The sequence below is a fragment of the Billgrantia aerodenitrificans genome (genome assembly GCF_021404405.1).
GTDB classification, from domain to species: Bacteria; Pseudomonadota; Gammaproteobacteria; order Pseudomonadales; family Halomonadaceae; genus Halomonas; species Halomonas aerodenitrificans.
The window spans coordinates 73693-90712 of the sequence record NZ_JABFTV010000003.1 but is presented as its reverse complement, the minus strand read 5'-3'; the positions used below and the strand labels follow the sequence as shown (position 1 = coordinate 90712).

The following is a 17020-nucleotide window of genomic DNA, read 5'->3' as shown; positions in this document are numbered from 1 at the left end:
GGCAGATTGCCTCAACGCTGCTTTCTGCTGTGGAACGGTGCGCTCATACCGTCGGTGAGTTCCTGTAGTGCGCTCGGGTCCAGCAGTTCGACTTCCTTGCCGGTAACCTTGAGCAAGCCCTGATCGATGAAGCGCCGAAACGCTCGGCTCGTCGTTTCCGGGGCGAGCCCGAGATAGTTGCCCAAGTCGAGGCGGGACATGGGCAAACGGAATCGCGTTCGCGACAGGCCGCGTCGACCGAAACGCTGACCCAGATTGATCAGCATGATGGCCAGGCGCTGCTCGGCAGTTCGCCGCGACACCACCTGCAACAGCTCATGCTCATCAAATATCTCCTTGCTCATCACTCTCAGTAACTGGTGCTGCAGCCCGGGGATTTTGCGTGAAAGGGCTTCCAATTGGGAGAAGGGAATCTTGCACACACTGGTGGTTTCCAGCGCCTCGATGGTAGTGGGGTGGCTCCCGCTGCCGATGGCATCAAGCCCGACCAGCTCGCTCGGCAGGTGGAAAGCAATGACCTGGCTATCGCCTCTGTGCCCCAACAGGCTGCTTTTCAGACTGCCGCTCAGTACGGCATAGATGGCGCTGAATGGCTGGCCCGGACGGCACAGCTTCTCACCTTTCCTCAGGGGACGGCGATGCTCGACGATACGATCCAGCTCGTCGGTATCCTTGCGGTCCAGCGCAACAGGCAAACAGAGTTCGCGCAGGCTGCAGGAGCTGCAAGCCTTACGAATTTCATGAAGTCGAATCAATTGACTAGCGTTGCTGCTTTCCCCCATGGCAACACCTCGTCCTGTATCGCTCTCTTCTAAGAATAATCAATCCAGATGACGGTGAAGGGTTGGGATAGGCATATACGACGCTTTACTTAGTGTTGTCCCAATAAATGCGGCGACCGAAGTCGCCGCCTTGGTGAGCCTTAGGGTCGATTCAACCCACCCTCATGACTTGCCTTGCGCCTGTGCCGCGGCCAGTTCCTGCTCTTCGATCATGCGGTCCACCGAGGAGACGTAGTACTCCTCGTCGAACGCGCCTTCCGGCTCCTTCAGCCAGATCAGACAGATCAGCCAGCTGAGGAAGGCGCCGCCGGCGATGATGTAGAAGAACTGGGTCGGGGTGACGAAGGTGAAGATGGTCAGGTAGACCACCGCTCCCACGTTGCCGTAGGCGCCGGCCATGCCCGAGATCTGGCCGGTGATGCGGCGCTTGATCGAGGGGATGATGCCGAAGGTGGCGCCCTCCGCCCCCTGCACGAAGAAGGAGGTGAAGATGGTGATGGCGATGGCGATGATCAGCGGCCAGTTGGAGTTGAGCAGGGCCATCAGCACGAAGCCGATACCGATGCCGAACATGTAGCTGAGCATGACGAAGCGGCGGTTGCCCATGCGGTCGGACACCAGGCCGCCCATGGGGCGTGCCACCAGGTTCACGAAGGCGAACGAGGCGGCGATCATGCCCGCCGCGGCGGCGGTCAACCCCCAGGTCTCCTCGAAGAACATCGGCAGCATGGAAACCACCGCCAGCTCGGCGCCGAAATTGGCGAAGTAGGTGCTGTTGAGGGCCGCCACGCTGCCGAAGGAGTACTTGTCGTCCTCCGGTACGCCCTTCTTGAGGATCGGGATGTTGACCCGCAGGATCTGCACGATCTGATAGACCACCACGGCGGCGATCACCGCGTAGCAGATCAGCGCGCCGGTGGAGGAGAGGTAGCCCATGCCCTCGATGCGCCATACCAGGATGGCCAGACAGCCCACCAGCGGGATGGTCCACAGGATCAGCAGGACCATGTCGCGCCAGGAGCTCACTTCCATGGCCAGCGCCTTGCGCGGCTTGCGGTGGGCGCGGGCGTCGGGGCCGTCGGTGATGGCGAACCAGTAGAACACGCCGTAGGCGGCCATCACGATGGCGCTCATGCCGATGGCGTAGCGCCAGCCGTCGGCACCGCCGAACATGGTCAGGGCGATGGTGGGCAACGTCATGGCGGCCACGGCGGAACCGAAGTTGCCCCAGCCGGCGTAGAAGCCTTCGGCGAAGCCGATGTCCTTGGGCTTGAACCACAGCGCGGTCATGTGGATACCGACCACGAAGCTGGCGCCGATGGAGCTGAGCACCAGGCGCGAGATCAGCAACTGCGACATGGTGTTGCCGAAGGCGAACACGAGTGCCGGAACGGCCATGGAGACCATCAGCACCGAGAACACCCGGCGCGGGCCGAAGCGGTCCAGCGCCATGCCGACGATGATACGTGCCGGGATGGTCAGCGCCACGTTGACGATGGCGAACAGGCGGATGTCGTCGCGGGTCAGCCAGTCGACGCTCTTGAGCATGCTCGATGCCAAGGGCGCCATGTTGAACCAGACGTAGAAGGTGATGAAGAAGGCGATCCAGGTCAGGTGAAGAGCTCTGATCTCCGGACTGCGAAACTTGAAGATGGAAGACACTTTCATGGTCGTATCATCCTGAAGTGAAAGCGAAATTAGCCACGCATGACGGGATCGCCGTCACGGGCTTGGCAGAATCAAGAGCGGACATTCGACGCGCCGGGCGAGAAACGAGCTGACCTTGCCGAAGGTCATGTAATCGAGTTCGTCGACGAAGTAGCTCAACGACTGGGCGATGATGCCGCCGTCGGGCTTGCTGCTGTGGCGGGCGATGACCAGCATGTCGGGGGTATGCTTCTTGGTGGCTTGCAGCAGCATCTTGCGGGCGTCGCCTTCGGCCAGTACCCAGTCGACCTCGAAGCCCTCCTGATGGGCGAAGTCGGCGCCCTCCTTGAGCGCGGCCTTGAGCTCCTCATACTCCTGCTGGAACAGCTCCTCGTTGGCGTCGGTGGCGTCGCCGGGGTTCTCCGCCACGCCGACCAGGATCAGCGTGGGGGCGTTGCAGCGAAACAGGCTGACGGTCTGCGCCAGGGCCAGCTTGGCGTTGCGTGAGCCGTCATAAGCGATCATGACTTTCATGACATCCCTCCGAAGAAGGCAAGGGTAAGGGGTGTGCTCCGGCGTGCAGCCGGAGCACGGACGGCATTTCAGGGATTCTTGATCTCGGCGCCGGGGCGCAGGTAGAACCACCAGTTGATCAGCAGGCACACCGCGTAGAAGATCGCGAAGCCGTACATGGCGAGCTCGGGGGTGCCGGCACGGATCTGGCCACCCATCACCACCGGGGCGATGAAGGCGCCGTAGGCGGCCACGGCGGAGGTCCAGCCCAGTACCGGGCCCTTCTGCTGGGCGTTGAAGATCACGCCGATGCTGCGGAAGGTGGAGCCGTTGCCGATGCCGCTGGCAGCGAACAGGATCACGAACAGCAGCATGAACAGGGCGAAGTAGCTGTTGGGGTCGGTGGAGTTGTAGGCCAGCATCATCACGTAGCCGGTCACCGCCGAGGCCACCACCATGACCACCGAGATCACCTGGGTGACGATGGAGCCGCCCACCTTGTCGGAGACCCAGCCGCCGAAGGGGCGGATCAGGGCGCCAACGAAGGGCCCGATCCAGGCCCAGGTCAGGGCGCTGGGGCCGTTGGGGTTGACCACGCGGGTCACGCTGCCGTCGGCGGCCACTTCCATCATGTTGCCGAAGATGACGTTGATCGACAGCGGCAGCGCGGCGGAGAAGCCGATGAACGAGCCGAAGGTCAGGATGTAGAGCACCGTCATCGACCAGGTGTGCTTGTTCGAGAAGATGGCGAACTGCTTCTGGATGTTGGGCTTGATCTCACCGGGGATCAGGCGCATCAGCCCCAGGGTCAGCAGGATGGTGACCGGCAGGGCGACCCACATGCCCAACCACTGCAGGGTGACGATACCCACCACGGTGGCGATGACGCCCACGCCGTAGAGGCCGAGGATCTTGCCGAAGGCCTGCATCGGCGTGCCCGGGTTGGGCGTGATGGGACGCAGGTTGTTCATGCCGAACCAGCCGAGGAAGGCCAGCGGCACCAGGAACACCAGCCAGATGAAGCCGGCGTTCTGGATCCAGGTCGGCGTGCCCGCCTCGATGCGGCCGATCAGCGTGCCGCTGGCGCTCTGCAGCTCCATGGAGCCACCGGCAATGGCGCCGAAGATGCCCACGGTCATCACCAGCGGGATCAGGATCTGCATGGTGGTGACGCCGAAGTTGCCCAGGCCGGCGTTCATGCCCAGAGCGTAGCCCTGCTTCTTCTTGGGGAAGAAGGTGGAGATGTTGCTCATCGAGGCGGCGAAGTTTCCGCCGCCGATGCCCGAGAGCAGCGCCAGGACCTGGAACACCCAGAACGGCGTGTCGGGGTTCATCAGCGCGGCGCCGGTGCCGAAGGCGGGGATCATCAGCAGCGCGGTGGTGAAGAACACGGCATTGCGCCCGCCGGCGATACGGATCATGAACGAGGCGGGAATGCGCAGGGTGGCCCCGGAGAGGCCGGCGATGGCGGTCAGCATGAAGAGCTGATCGACGGCGAAGGGGAAGCCCAGGTTCTGCATCTGGGTGGTGATCATGCCCCACATCATCCACACCGCGAAGCCCATCAGCAGGCTGGGGATGGAGATCCACAGGTTGCGGGAGGCGACGCGTTTGCCCTCCTGCTCCCAGAACTGTTCGTTTTCGATATCCCAGTGCTCGATGTCGGCATTTTTCGGTCTGCCGGCACCGAGCTTGCCGATATCGGCGCTCGATTTAGCCATGACGTTTTCCCCTTGAGTTTCCACTGATCCCGCCTTGCGACATCCGTCCTGACCGGGATCAATTCAGGTTCGGTTGAGGCAAAGATACGCCCGGGAAAAGGGCGGCGAAACCGGCCGAAAATGCCGAAAAATCAGGGAAATACCTCTTGAGAGGTAGCAGGGGTATTTGGCTAAGTCGTTGTTTTGTTGACGAAGAGAAAAGCGCCGGGGCAAGAAAAAGGCGCCTTGTCGGCGCCTGGAAGTCTTTGGAGGTATCCACACAGAACCGGGGGTATTCCCCAGCTTTCTACCTATCGATGCCTTCCTGCACGGCCCACACCGCAGCTTCTACCCGCGAGCGCAGATTGAGCTTCTTCAGCAGGTGCTTCACGTGGACCTTCACCGTGCCCTCGGAGATGTCGAGCTTGCGTGCAATCAGCTTGTTCGAGAGACCGCCGGCCAGCTCGCGCAGGATCTCGCGCTCGCGCTGGGTCAGGCTGTGGATGTCCGGCGTGGCCGGGGCTGAGCGCTGGTTGCGCAGCGCCTCGGCCAGCAGGGCGGTGAGGCTCTCGCTCACCACCATGCGACCCAGTGCCGCCTGGCGCAGCTGACGCACCATCTCCTCGGGCTCCATGTCCTTCAGCAGGTAGCCGTCGGCGCCGCCGCGCAGGGCCGCCACCAGGTCCTCCTCGTGATCGGAGACGGTGAACATGACGATGCGTCCGGCATAGCCCGAGTCGCGCAGCGCCTTCAGCGTCTGGATGCCGTCCATGCCCGGCATGTTGAGATCGAGCAGGATCATGTCGGGGTCGAGCTCGGCGGCCATGCGTACGCCCTGCTGCGGTTCGCCGGCGTCGCCGACCAGTTCGAGGTCTTCTTCAAGCTCCAGCAGCTGAGCCACGCCGCGACGCAGCAGCGGATGGTCGTCGATGATCAGGATACTGGCGGGGGTCTCGTTGACTGACTGGCCCATGGGTCTCAGTTTCCTTGGTCGTGAAGGGTGGGTTCGATGGCTTGCTGGCGGGTGATCAGTCGCGCCGTCTGGGGCGTGAAGACCACTTCCACGCAGGTGCCGCCCTCGGTGCGATTGGAGAGCTTGAGCTCCCCGCTCAGGGTGTGGGCGCGGTCGCGCATGATGATCAGCCCGTAGTGCATGGGCGGCGAGTCGTCGTTCTCGAGGCCCACGCCGTCGTCCTCGATGCGCAGCAGGATACGCGCTTCATGGAATTTCACCGTGACGGCGGCCCAGTGCGCCTGGGCGTGCTTGTGCGTGTTGCTCAGCGCCTCGCGGGCGATCTGCAGCAGGTGAATTTCTTCATTGGGGTTGAGCAAATGCGGCGGCACGTCGAAGTGCAGCTCCACCGGGGCGCCCATGCGCTCGGCGAACTCTTCGGTGGTTTGCTGCAGCGCCGACTGCAGGCCGGGCCCCTCCAGCTTGAGGCGGAAGGTGGTGAGCAGCTCACGCAGCTGACGATAGGCGCTGTTGAGGCCGGTGCGCAGCTCGTCGAACACCGCCGCCTGCATCTCCTTGGGGGCGTCCTTGGCCTGCATGCGCTCCAGCCGCGCCACCTGCATCTTGAGGTAGGAGAGCGACTGGGCCAGGGAGTCGTGCAGCTCGCGGGCGATGATGGTGCGCTCGCTCATCAGCGAGACCTGCTGCTCCTCTTCGATACGCCGCTGCAGATACACCGCCGTGGCCAGCTGGTCGGCCAGGGCGTTGAGCAGTCGCCGCACGCCGTCGGAGAGGCGCTCGTCCTTGGGGTGCCAGACTTCCAGGGTGCCGAGCATCTCGTCGCCCACGCTCACCGGCAGCAGCACGCAGTCGCCCTCTTCGGTATCGGATAGACGCATAGGGTGCGGGGAGATCAGGCAGGCGTGGCAGTCGTGGTCGCGGCAGAAGTCCGGACGTCGCGCGGCGTGTGTGGCAAGAACGGGAATCTGGCGGTCGTCGTGGGGGTCGTTGAGCGACAGCCGGATGGGGCCGATGTCGAGCAGCTCCGCCACCCGGCGCAGCATGGGCGCAGCGCTGGTACACAGGTCGTTGCCGCCGCCGTAGAGCGAGCGGCTGCCGTCGTGGAGCACCTGCATCACCTGGCTGCTGCGCTCGAGCTCCCGGGTCTTGCGTTTGACCCTGTCCTCGAGTTCGGCATAGCTGGTGCCCAGCTCCTCGGACATGGTGTCGAAGGTCTTGCCGAGCATGGCCAGTTCATCGCTGCCCTTGAGCTGGGTACGCAGCGAAAAGTTGCGCCGCGCGGCCTCGCGGGCCAGCACCATCAGCTGGCGCAGCGGCGCCACCAAGTTGTGGCGAATGTCGTAGAGCGCGATGGCCACGACCACCGCCGTCAGGCCCAGGAACAGGATCTGCAGCGCACTGAGCAGGCGGATCTTGGCTTCCGTGTTCTGCTCGAGCTGCTTGACCATGGTGTCGATGTCGCCCACCAGGCCGTCCAGGGTGCGGTTGAGCGGCTCGATGCGCACGTACTGGCTGGCCACCGCCTCGCTCACCTGGGGGGCCAGTTCGTTGTGCCAGCGGCCGAGTATCAGGCGATATTGGCGACGCAGCTCATGGGCTTCGGAAACCGGAATCGCCCCAGTCAGCTCGTCGCTGGCCAGGCGCTCCTCGAAGCGCCGCTTGAGTACGTGCACCTCGGCCCGATGCTCCAGCGAGGGAACGCGTTCGTAACGCTGCAGCGCGGCCACGATCTGGTAGGTATTCATGCGCAGCGAGCCGGCGACGTTGATCGCCGCGGCGTCGCCCCGGCTGCCACCGGCCACGGCCATGGTCACCACGATGCTGATAAGGGCCATGGCGCTGATCGCCAGCAGCGAAGCGACGATACGGGCCACGAGGGAACGTTGCAGCAGTTTCATTGACGGCGGGCGTCTCCACAAAGGCGCGGGGCATGTCGACACTATAACTCCTCAGCGACATTAAACCCCAAGAGCTGGCGGCGCATCCTACCTGTCGATACGGTGTTCTGCCACCAAAGAGGTACCTCGCTTGCCCTTTTGACCTGACAGGGGACGGAAACGAGAATCTCTTCGACCACCCCATGAGACAAACCGTTCATGCAGCCTGCCGTAAAAGCCCCGCCGCTGGGCGCGCAGGTCGACTACCGTTCGCTGGTGGTCGTGCTGTTGTCGCCGCTGGCCTTCGCGCTGGTGTTCGCCAGTTGGACCATCTTCGCCGTGCTGGGCGTCGAGCTGAAGCGCGTGCTGCACTTCGGCGAAGTACAGTTTGCCCTGCTGCTGGCCATGCCGATGTTCACCGGTGCGCTGGCGGCGCTGCCCATGGCGGTGCTGGCGCATCGCCTCGGCGGGCGGCGGGTGATGATCGGCTGTCTGCTGCTGATCTGTCCCTTCCTGTGGGCGATTGCCCACTCCGACGCTTACCTGGAGTTTCTGCTGGCCGGTGCCGGGCTGGGGCTGGGGGCCGGCTCGCTGGCTGCCGGCCTGGTCTACGTGGCGGCGCTGTGCCCGCGGCGTCATGCCGGGCTAGCGCTGGGGCTCTACGGCGCCGGCATGCTGGGGGCGGGGCTGACCTACTTCCTGTTGCCCCTGATCAGCCAGGCCTACGGCTGGCCCATGGCGCCCAAGCTCTACCTGCTGCCGGTGCTGCTGGTGGCACTGCTGTTGTGGGTGTTCGCCGAGGATGCGCCGAGGAAGGTCTCCCTGTCGGTCGAAGCACTCGATGATCTCGAACCCTCGCCCGAGTACGTTCGGGTGCGCCGGTGCTGGCTGCCGCCGCCTGCGGTGTGCCGTCTGGCGCTCTACTACAGCTTCTTCTACGGCGCCTTCGTGGCGCTGGCGCTGTGGTTGCCGGGCTATCTGGCGGCGCAGTATCAGCTTTCGCTCAAGCTGGCCGCGCTGTGGGCGCTGGCCTTCACCCTGCCTGGCGGGGTGGGTCAGATCGTCGGTGGCGCCTTGGCCGACCGGCGCGATTTCCGCGATTTGCGCTGGTGGGTCAGCGCCTGCGTCATGGTGTGCCTGTTCCTGCTCTCCTATCCCGACTTCACCATGCAGATCCATGGCGTGCATGGCGACCTCACGCTCGTTTTCTCCATGCCGCTTTACGGCTTCACCGCGCTGCTTGCGGTGATGGGGCTGGCCATGGGCATCGGCAAGGGCAGCCTGATGTGCCTGCTGCACCGCGAATACGGTGACGACATGGTGCGCTCGGGCGGGCTGGCGCTGGCCCTGGGCGGGCTGTTCGCCGCCGTGCTGCCGCTGATGTTCGTGCTCGGCAACGAGTGGATCGGCGTGCGCACCGCCGGCTTCATGTTCCTCTACGCCGCGCTGGCAGTGTGCATGCTGCTGATGCTGTGGGAGGGAGTGCGTGCCCAGGCGGACTAACCACCTTTCACCGAGCGGTCTATCACCTTGTGGGTAGACGGGGTGTATATGGAGGTAACCTGGCAGTAATCCGCTTTTCGATGCTCCAGACTTCGCTTCAAGAACCTGCCCCGGCGGTCGTGTGGATCACGTCGCACGACACGGCAGGCGGGGTGGCCCGGGTGCCACGCAACACTTCAAGAAGCCTGGAGATCGACCATGAGTCACTTCTTAGATCGGCTGAATTTCTTCCGTAAGGCCCGCGAGCCCTTCGCCAACGAGCATGGCGAGACCCGCGAGGAGTCCCGTGGCTGGGAGGACGGCTATCGTCAGCGCTGGCAGCACGACAAGGTCGTGCGTTCCACCCACGGCGTGAACTGTACCGGCTCCTGCAGCTGGAAGATCTACGTCAAGAACGGCCTGGTCACTTGGGAAACCCAGCAGACCGACTACCCGCGTACCCGCCCGGACCTGCCCAACCATGAGCCGCGGGGCTGCCCGCGTGGCGCCAGCTACTCCTGGTACATGTACAGCGCCAACCGCCTCAAGTACCCGCTGATCCGCAAGCCGCTGCTCAAGCTGTGGCGCGAGGCCAAGCAGCAGCACGGCGACCCGGTAGATGCCTGGGCTTCCATCGTCTCCGACCCGGCCAAGACCAAGCAGTACAAGCGCGCCCGCGGCATGGGCGGCTTCGTGCGTGCCAACTGGGATGAGCTCAACGAGCTGATCGCCGCCTCCAACGTCTACACCGCCAAGCAGTTCGGCCCCGACCGCATCATCGGCTTCTCGCCGATCCCGGCCATGTCGATGGTCAGCTACGCCGCGGGCAGCCGCTACCTGTCGCTGATCGGCGGCGTGTGCATGAGCTTCTACGACTGGTACTGCGACCTGCCGCCGGCCAGCCCGCAGACCTGGGGCGAGCAGACCGACGTGCCGGAATCGGCCGACTGGTACAACTCCGGCTACATCATCGCCTGGGGTTCCAACGTGCCCCAGACCCGTACCCCGGACGCCCACTTCTTCACCGAAGTGCGCTACAAGGGCACCAAGACCGTCTCTATCACCCCGGACTATGCCGAGGTCTCCAAGCTCACCGACGAGTGGCTGTCGGTCAAGCAGGGCACCGACGCCGCCCTCGGCATGGCCATGGGCCACGTCATCCTCAAGGAGTTCCACCTCGACAAGCCCAGCGCCTACTTCACCGAGTACGTGCGCAAGTACTCCGACATGCCTTTCCTGGTCGAGCTCGAAGCGCGTGAGGACGGCAGCTTCGTGCCCGGCAAGCAGCTGCGTACCAGCGACTTCGACGGCAACATGGGGCAGGACAACAACCCCGAGTGGAAGACCGTGGCGTGGGACGAGCTGTCCGATAGCCTCGTCGTGCCCAACGGCTCCATCGGTTTCCGCTGGGGTGAGAGCGAAGAGAACCAGGGCAAGTGGAACCTCGAGGAGCGCAGCGCCGACGGCGCCGAGATCAAGCCGCTGCTGACCCTGGCCGAGAGCCATGACGACGTGGCCAGGGTGGCGTTCCCCTACTTCGGCGGCATCGCCCACGAGCACTTCGATCATGTGGCCGGCAACGAGCTGCTGTTCCACAGCCTGCCCGCCAAGCGCCTGAAGAAGGCCGACGGCACGGAGATCCTGGCCGTCACCGTGTTCGACCTGATGTGCGCCAACTACGGCATCGACCGCGGCTTCGGCAAGGAAGGCGAGGACGACGGCGCCACCTCCTACGACCAGATCCGCCCCTACACCCCGGCCTGGCAGGAGAAGATCACCGGCGTGCCCGCCGAGCAGGTCGCCCGTATCGCCCGTGAGTTCGCCGACAACGCCGACAAGACCCAGGGTCGTTCCATGGTCATCGTGGGTGCCGCGATGAACCACTGGTACCACATGGACATGAACTACCGCGGTCTGATCAACATGCTGGTCATGTGTGGCTGTATCGGCCAGAGCGGCGGCGGCTGGGCCCACTACGTGGGTCAGGAGAAGCTGCGCCCGCAGACCGGCTGGACCCCGCTGGCCTTCGGCCTCGACTGGCAGCGTCCGCCGCGCCACATGAACTCCACCTCGTTCTTCTACAACCACTCCTCCCAGTGGCGCTACGAGAAGCTCGAGGTCAAGGAGATCCTGTCGCCGCTGGCCGATCCCAGCAAGTACACCGGCAGCCTGATCGACTTCAACGTGCGCTCCGAGCGCATGGGCTGGCTGCCCTCCGCGCCGCAGCTCGGCACCAACCCGCTGCGCCTGGCCAAGCCGGCTGCCGAAGCGGGCATGTCGACCAAGGACTACGCCGTCCAGCAGCTCAAGAGCGGCGAGCTGGCGTTCGCCGCGGAGGATCCGGACAGCCCGCAGAACTTCCCGCGCAACCTGTTCGTGTGGCGCTCCAACCTGCTGGGCAGCTCGGGCAAGGGCCACGAGTACATGCTCAAGTACCTGCTGGGCACCCGTAACGGCATCCAGGGCAAGGACCTGGGCGAGATGGGCGGCCAGAAGCCGGAAGAGGTGAAGTGGCACGACGAGGCGCCGGAAGGCAAGCTCGACCTGGTGGTCACGCTGGACTTCCGCATGTCCTCTACCTGCCTCTACTCCGACGTGGTGCTGCCGACGGCCACCTGGTACGAGAAGAACGACCTCAACACCTCGGACATGCACCCGTTCATCCACCCGCTGACCGCGGCCACCGACCCGGCGTGGGAGTCGCGCAGCGACTGGGACATCTACAAGGGCATCGCCAAGGCGTTCTCCGAGGTGTGCGTGGGCCATCTGGGCGAGGAGACCGATCTGGTCACCCTGCCGCACCAGCACGACTCCCCGGCGGAGCTGGCCCAGCCCGAAGTGAAGGACTGGAAGAAGGGCGAGTGCGAGCCGATCCCCGGCAAGACCATGCCGGCGCTGATCGAGGTCAAGCGCAACTACCCGGAAACCTACGAGCGCTTCACCTCCGTTGGCCCGCTGCTCGAGACCATCGGCAACGGCGGCAAGGGCATCGCCTGGAACACCGAATCCGAGGTCGAGCTGCTCGGCAAGCTGAACTACCGCAAGAGTGAAGGTCCCGCCAAGGGCCGGCCGAAGATCGAGACCGCGATCGATGCCGCCGAGATGATCCTGACCCTGGCGCCGGAAACCAACGGTGCGGTGGCGGTCAAGGCGTGGGATGCGCTGTCCAAGATCACCGGACGCGACCACACCCACCTGGCCACGCCCAAGCACGAGGAGAAGATCCGCTTCCGCGACATCGTCGCTCAGCCGCGCAAGATCATCTCGAGCCCGACCTGGTCCGGCCTGGAAGACGAGCACGTCTCCTACAACGCCGGCTACACCAACGTGCACGAGCTGATTCCGTGGCGCACCGTGAGCGGCCGCCAGCAGTTCTACCAGGATCACCCCTGGATGCGCGCCTTCGGTGAGAGCCTGCTGACCTACCGTCCGCCGATCAACACCAAGACCATCACCGGCTTCCAGATGCCGGAGGACAACGGCAACCCGACCAAGGCGCTGAACTGGATCACCCCGCACCAGAAGTGGGGCATCCACTCCACCTACAGCGACAACCTGCTGATGCTGACGCTCAACCGCGGCGGTCCGGTGGTGTGGATGTCGGAGAACGACGCCCAGGAGATCGGCATCGAGGACAACGACTGGATCGAGCTGTTCAACGCCAACGGCGCCATCACCGCTCGGGCCATCGTCAGTCAGCGGGTCAAGGACGGCATGGTGATGATGTACCACGCCCAGGAGCGTCAGGTGAACGTGCCGGGCTCCGAAGTCACCAAGACCCGCGGCGGCATGCACAACTCCGTGACCCGGGTGTGCCCGAAGCCGACCCACATGATCGGCGGCTACGCGCAGCTCTCTTACAGCTTCAACTACTACGGCACCGTTGGTTCCAACCGCGATGAATTCGTCCTCATCCGCAAGATGAACCGAATCGACTGGCTGGATGGCGAAGGCAACGACAGCGTGCAGGAGACCGTGAAATGAAGATTCGTTCCCAGGTAGGCATGGTCCTCAACCTCGACAAGTGCATCGGCTGTCACACCTGCTCGGTCACCTGCAAGAACGTCTGGACCAGCCGTGAAGGTCTGGAGTACGCCTGGTTCAACAACGTCGAGACCAAGCCCGGTATCGGCTATCCCAAGGAGTGGGAGAACCAGGACAAGTGGAAGGGCGGCTGGATGCGCCGCAAGGACGGCAATATCGAGCCGCGTATCGGCGGCAAGTGGCGGGTGCTGGCGAACATCTTCGCCAACCCCGACCTGCCCGAGATCGACGAGTACTACGAGCCGTTCGACTTCGACTATCAGCATCTGCATACCGCCAAGCAGGGCGATCACCAGCCGGTGGCGCGTCCCCGCTCGCTGATCTCCGGCGAGCGCATGAAGAAGATCGAATGGGGTCCCAACTGGGAGGAGATCCTCGGCACCGAGTTCGCCAAGCGCCGCAAGGACAAGAACTTCGAGCAGGTGCAGGCCGACATCTACGGCCAGTTCGAGAACACCTTCATGATGTACCTGCCGCGCCTGTGCGAGCACTGCTTGAACCCGGCGTGCGTGGCCTCGTGCCCGAGCGGCGCGATCTACAAGCGCGAGGAGGACGGCATCGTCCTGATCGACCAGGACAAGTGCCGCGGCTGGCGGATGTGCATCTCCGGCTGCCCGTACAAGAAGATCTACTACAACTGGAAGACCGGCAAATCCGAGAAGTGCATCTTCTGCTACCCGCGCATCGAGTCGGGCATGCCGACGATCTGCTCCGAGACCTGCGTGGGTCGCATCCGCTACCTCGGCGTGCTGCTGTATGACGCCGACCGCATCGAGGAAGTGGCCAGCTCGCCGGACGTGCGCGACCTCTACCACCGGCAGTGCGAGATATTCCTCGACCCCAACGACCCCGAGGTGATCGCCCAGGCCAAGAAGGACGGCATTACCGACAACGTGATCAAGGCCGCTCAGGAGAGCCCGGTCTACAAGATGGCCATGGACTGGGGGCTGGCGCTGCCGCTGCACCCCGAGTACCGCACCCTGCCGATGGTCTGGTACGTGCCGCCGCTGTCGCCGATCCAGTCGGCCGCCGAGGCCGGCAAGGTCGAGTACGACGGCGTGCTGCCCAAGATCGAGTCGCTGCGCATCCCGGTGCGCTACCTGGCCAACATGCTCACCGCCGGTGAGGAAGAGCCCGTGGTGCTGGCGCTCAAGCGGCTGATGGCGATGCGCGTCTTCATGCGCAACAAGCACGTCGAAGGCAAGCACGACACCGAGGTGCTCGACGCCGTGGGTCTCAGCGAGGCTCAGGTGGAAGAGATGTACCGCTACCTGGCCATCGCCAACTACGAGGATCGCTTCGTGATCCCCACCAGCCACCGCGAGATGGCCACCGAAGCGTTCCCCGAGCGCGGCGGCTGCGGCTTCAGCTTCGGCGACGGCTGCCACGGCGAGAGCAAGCCGAGTCTGTTCAACGGCCGCAAGCAGACCAGCGCGCTGGTCAAGCCGGTGGACGTGTTCGACCCGAAAACTGGCGCCAAGGAGACTCACCATGGCTGATGCAGCACTCCAGATGCCCCACGAGGCGATGATCCAGCCGGAGTTCGGCATGCGCAGCCTGCGCGTGCTGGCCCGCCTGCTGGACTACCCCACCGAGGCGCTGCAGGGCGCGGTGGATGAACTGATCGAGGCGCTCTACGTCGAGCGCCGCCTCTCGGCGGCGCTCAAGGCCGACCTGATGAGCTGGTGCCAGCGCATCGCAGACGGCGACCTGCTCGAGCTGCAGTCCGAGTACGTGGCGCTGTTCGACAAGGGCCGCGCCCACTCGCTGCTGCTGTTCGAACACGTGCACGGCGAGTCCCGCGATCGCGGCCAGGCCATGGTCGACCTGATCGACGAGTACAAGGCCGCCGGTTTCGAGCTCGACGCCCGCGAACTGCCCGACTACCTGCCGCTGTTCCTGGAGTACCTCTCCACCCGCAGCGACGAGGAGATCGGCCGCTGGCTGGGCGAGATCCGCCACATCCTGGCGCTGCTCACCGCACGCCTCGAGGAGCGCGGCGCCGACCAGGCCCTGGTAACCCGCGCACTGCTGGCGCTGATCGACGCCGAAGAGGACATCGAGGCGCAGCGTCAGGCGGTGGTCAGCGAGAAGCGCGACGACACCCCCGAAGCGCTGGACGCGGTGTGGGAGGAGGAGGCGGTGCGTTTCTCCGCCAAGTCCGACGAGGATTGCGCGCTGCAGTCCGCCGAAGGGCGCCGCCTGGCCGAGCGCAAGCGGCAGGTGCAGGGCGAGGCGATTCGCATCCTCGACCCCGTCGATGCCGCCAAGAAACACTAACGGAGACCTGTCATGAGCAACTACATCGATACCCTGCTGTTCGGGCTCTACCCCTACCTCGCCGGCAGCGTCTTCCTGATCGGCAGCCTGCTGCGCTACGACCAGGGTCAGTTTACCTGGAAGACCGGCTCCAGCCAGATGCTGTCGTCGAAGAACATGCGCCTGGCCAGCAACCTGTTCCATATCGGCATCATCGTGATCTTCTTCGGCCATCTGGCCGGCCTGCTCACGCCGCACTGGGTCTACAGCCCCTTCATCAGTGCCGGCTCCAAGCAGGTGATCGCCGTGGTGGTGGGCGGTATCGCCGGCGTGATGTGTCTGGTGGGCGGCGCCATGCTGTTCCATCGTCGCCTCACCAACCCGCGGGTGCGCGCCTCTTCCAGCACCATGGACACCGTGATCATCGGGCTGCTGGTGCTTCAGGTGGCGCTCGGCCTGCTCACCATCCTGCCCACTCTGGGCCACCTGGACGGTAGCAAGATGCTGCAGTTCTCCGGCTGGGCGCAGTCCATCGTGTTCTTCCAGGGCGGTGCTGCCGCTTATCTGGAGGGGGTGAGCTGGATCTACAAGCTGCACATCCTGGTGGGTCTGACCATCATCCTGGTCTTCCCCTTCACCCGCCTGGTTCACGTGTGGAGCGCGCCGATGGGCTACCTGGGACGGCGCTACCAGATCGTGCGTCGTCGCACCGGCGGGGCCTGACAGGTTCAAGCGCTCGCTTAGCTTTGCGAGCAATGGCACCACTCAAGGGCCGGGGAAAGGTGGACGAGGAGGTCTTTTGCCATGGATGGCAAAAGTAGCGCCCAGGGATGGGTTCACAGCGCCTCCTCGCAGGCCTGTCGACGGAACAGCCCCGGGCATCGACAGCCGCTTATGTCATGTATTAGAGGATCAGCATCATGCAAATGATCGAGATCGCACAGTTGCCGGGCCGCTACGCCCCGCCGCCCGTCAAGGTCGGGGACAAGTCGATCGACGAAGAGAGCATCGCCCGCGAGATGCAGTACCACCCGGCAGCGAGCGCCGACGAGGCGAAGCTTGCGGCCGCCCGCGCCCTGGTGGTTCGCGAACTGCTGCGCCAGCGCGCCGTCGAGCTCGGTCTGCTGAGCGCGGATTCCCGGGACGAAAGCGAGCACGACGCCGCCATCGCCACCCTGCTCGAACAGGAACTGGATGTCCCGGAGCCCGAAGAAGAGGCCTGCCGCCGCTTCTTCGACGCCGAGCCCGAGCGCTTCAGCGCACCGACTCGCATCGCCGTTCGCCACATTCTGCTGGCTGCCGCTCCCGACGATGCCGAGGCGCGCGATGCGCAGTATCGTCTGGGCGAAACGCTGCTCGAAGAGCTCGCGGCAATTCCCGAGCGCTTCACCGAATTCGCCATGCGCCACTCCGCCTGCCCCTCGAAGAGCGAGGGTGGCGAGCTGGGTTGGCTGGCGCAAGGGCAGACCGTGGCCGAACTCGACCGCGCCCTGCAGCACCTGCCCGAAGGGCTACACGACCGTCCGCTGGCCTCGCGCTACGGCTGGCACCTGGTGAGCATCGACGCGCGCGAAGGCGGTCAGCGCCTGCCCTTCGAGCAGGTCGCCGAGCGCGTGCGCCACACCCTACGTGAACAGGCCACTCGCCGCGCCCTGCGCCACTATCTGCTGGCGCTGGAAGAGGAGATCGGCGTCGAAGGCGTCGAGTTGGATGACGATGCCGCCGGCAGCCTGATGCAATAGG

12 protein-coding genes are annotated in these 17020 nt (G+C 64.6%); 6 read left to right on the top strand and 6 right to left on the bottom strand.

Going from position 1 to position 17020, the window contains the following annotated elements; genetic code table 11:
• Positions 1–11: 11 nt before the first annotated feature.
• From fnr to HOP59_RS06530, 6 genes are all read right to left on the bottom strand, one after another.
• Positions 12–782: a fumarate/nitrate reduction transcriptional regulator Fnr gene (gene fnr / locus HOP59_RS06555; RefSeq protein ID WP_010626253.1), complete on the bottom strand. Its 771-nt coding sequence runs from the start codon at positions 780–782 to the stop codon at positions 12–14.
• A gap of 162 nt (positions 783–944) precedes the next feature.
• Positions 945–2450: an MFS transporter gene (locus tag HOP59_RS06550; protein WP_234253265.1), complete on the bottom strand. Its 1506-nt coding sequence runs from the start codon at positions 2448–2450 to the stop codon at positions 945–947.
• Between the two features lie 54 nt (positions 2451–2504).
• Positions 2505–2963: a universal stress protein gene (locus HOP59_RS06545; protein ID WP_010626255.1), complete on the bottom strand. Its 459-nt coding sequence runs from the start codon at positions 2961–2963 to the stop codon at positions 2505–2507.
• A gap of 68 nt (positions 2964–3031) precedes the next feature.
• Positions 3032–4663, bottom strand: coding sequence for an MFS transporter (locus HOP59_RS06540; protein ID WP_010626256.1), 1632 nt, complete (start codon positions 4661–4663; stop codon positions 3032–3034).
• A gap of 286 nt (positions 4664–4949) precedes the next feature.
• On the bottom strand, positions 4950–5615 hold the full coding sequence (narL, locus tag HOP59_RS06535) for a two-component system response regulator NarL (RefSeq protein ID WP_010626257.1): 666 nt from the start codon (positions 5613–5615) through the stop codon (positions 4950–4952).
• Between the two features lie 5 nt (positions 5616–5620).
• Positions 5621–7513, bottom strand: a complete 1893-nt coding sequence (locus HOP59_RS06530) for a histidine kinase (RefSeq protein ID WP_010626258.1) — start codon at positions 7511–7513, stop codon at positions 5621–5623.
• Between the two features lie 198 nt (positions 7514–7711).
• On the opposite strand from HOP59_RS06530, the gene HOP59_RS06525 reads away from it, so the two are divergent.
• The 6 genes from HOP59_RS06525 (at position 7712) to HOP59_RS06500 (ending at position 17019) form a co-directional block, all read left to right on the top strand.
• Positions 7712–8995, top strand: a complete 1284-nt coding sequence (locus tag HOP59_RS06525; RefSeq protein ID WP_010626259.1) for an MFS transporter — start codon at positions 7712–7714, stop codon at positions 8993–8995.
• 198 nt (positions 8996–9193) lie between these two features.
• Positions 9194–12958 (top strand): nitrate reductase subunit alpha, encoded by a 3765-nt coding sequence (locus tag HOP59_RS06520; protein ID WP_234253264.1) that lies wholly within the window; start codon positions 9194–9196, stop codon positions 12956–12958.
• A complete protein-coding gene (narH, locus tag HOP59_RS06515) occupies positions 12955–14517 on the top strand; it encodes a nitrate reductase subunit beta (RefSeq protein ID WP_234253263.1) in 1563 nt (520 codons plus the stop codon). The genes HOP59_RS06520 and narH overlap by 4 nt, the downstream gene beginning before the upstream one ends.
• Entirely contained in the window at positions 14510–15298 is a 789-nt protein-coding gene (narJ, locus tag HOP59_RS06510) for a nitrate reductase molybdenum cofactor assembly chaperone (RefSeq protein ID WP_010626262.1), read from the top strand. Before narH ends, narJ begins: the two co-directional genes overlap by 8 nt.
• A gap of 12 nt (positions 15299–15310) precedes the next feature.
• Positions 15311–16000: a respiratory nitrate reductase subunit gamma gene (gene narI / locus HOP59_RS06505; RefSeq protein WP_010626263.1), complete on the top strand. Its 690-nt coding sequence runs from the start codon at positions 15311–15313 to the stop codon at positions 15998–16000.
• A 197-nt stretch (positions 16001–16197) separates the two neighbouring features.
• Positions 16198–17019 (top strand): peptidylprolyl isomerase, encoded by an 822-nt coding sequence (locus HOP59_RS06500; protein ID WP_234253262.1) that lies wholly within the window; start codon positions 16198–16200, stop codon positions 17017–17019.
• The last annotated feature ends 1 nt before the right edge of the window (position 17020 follow it).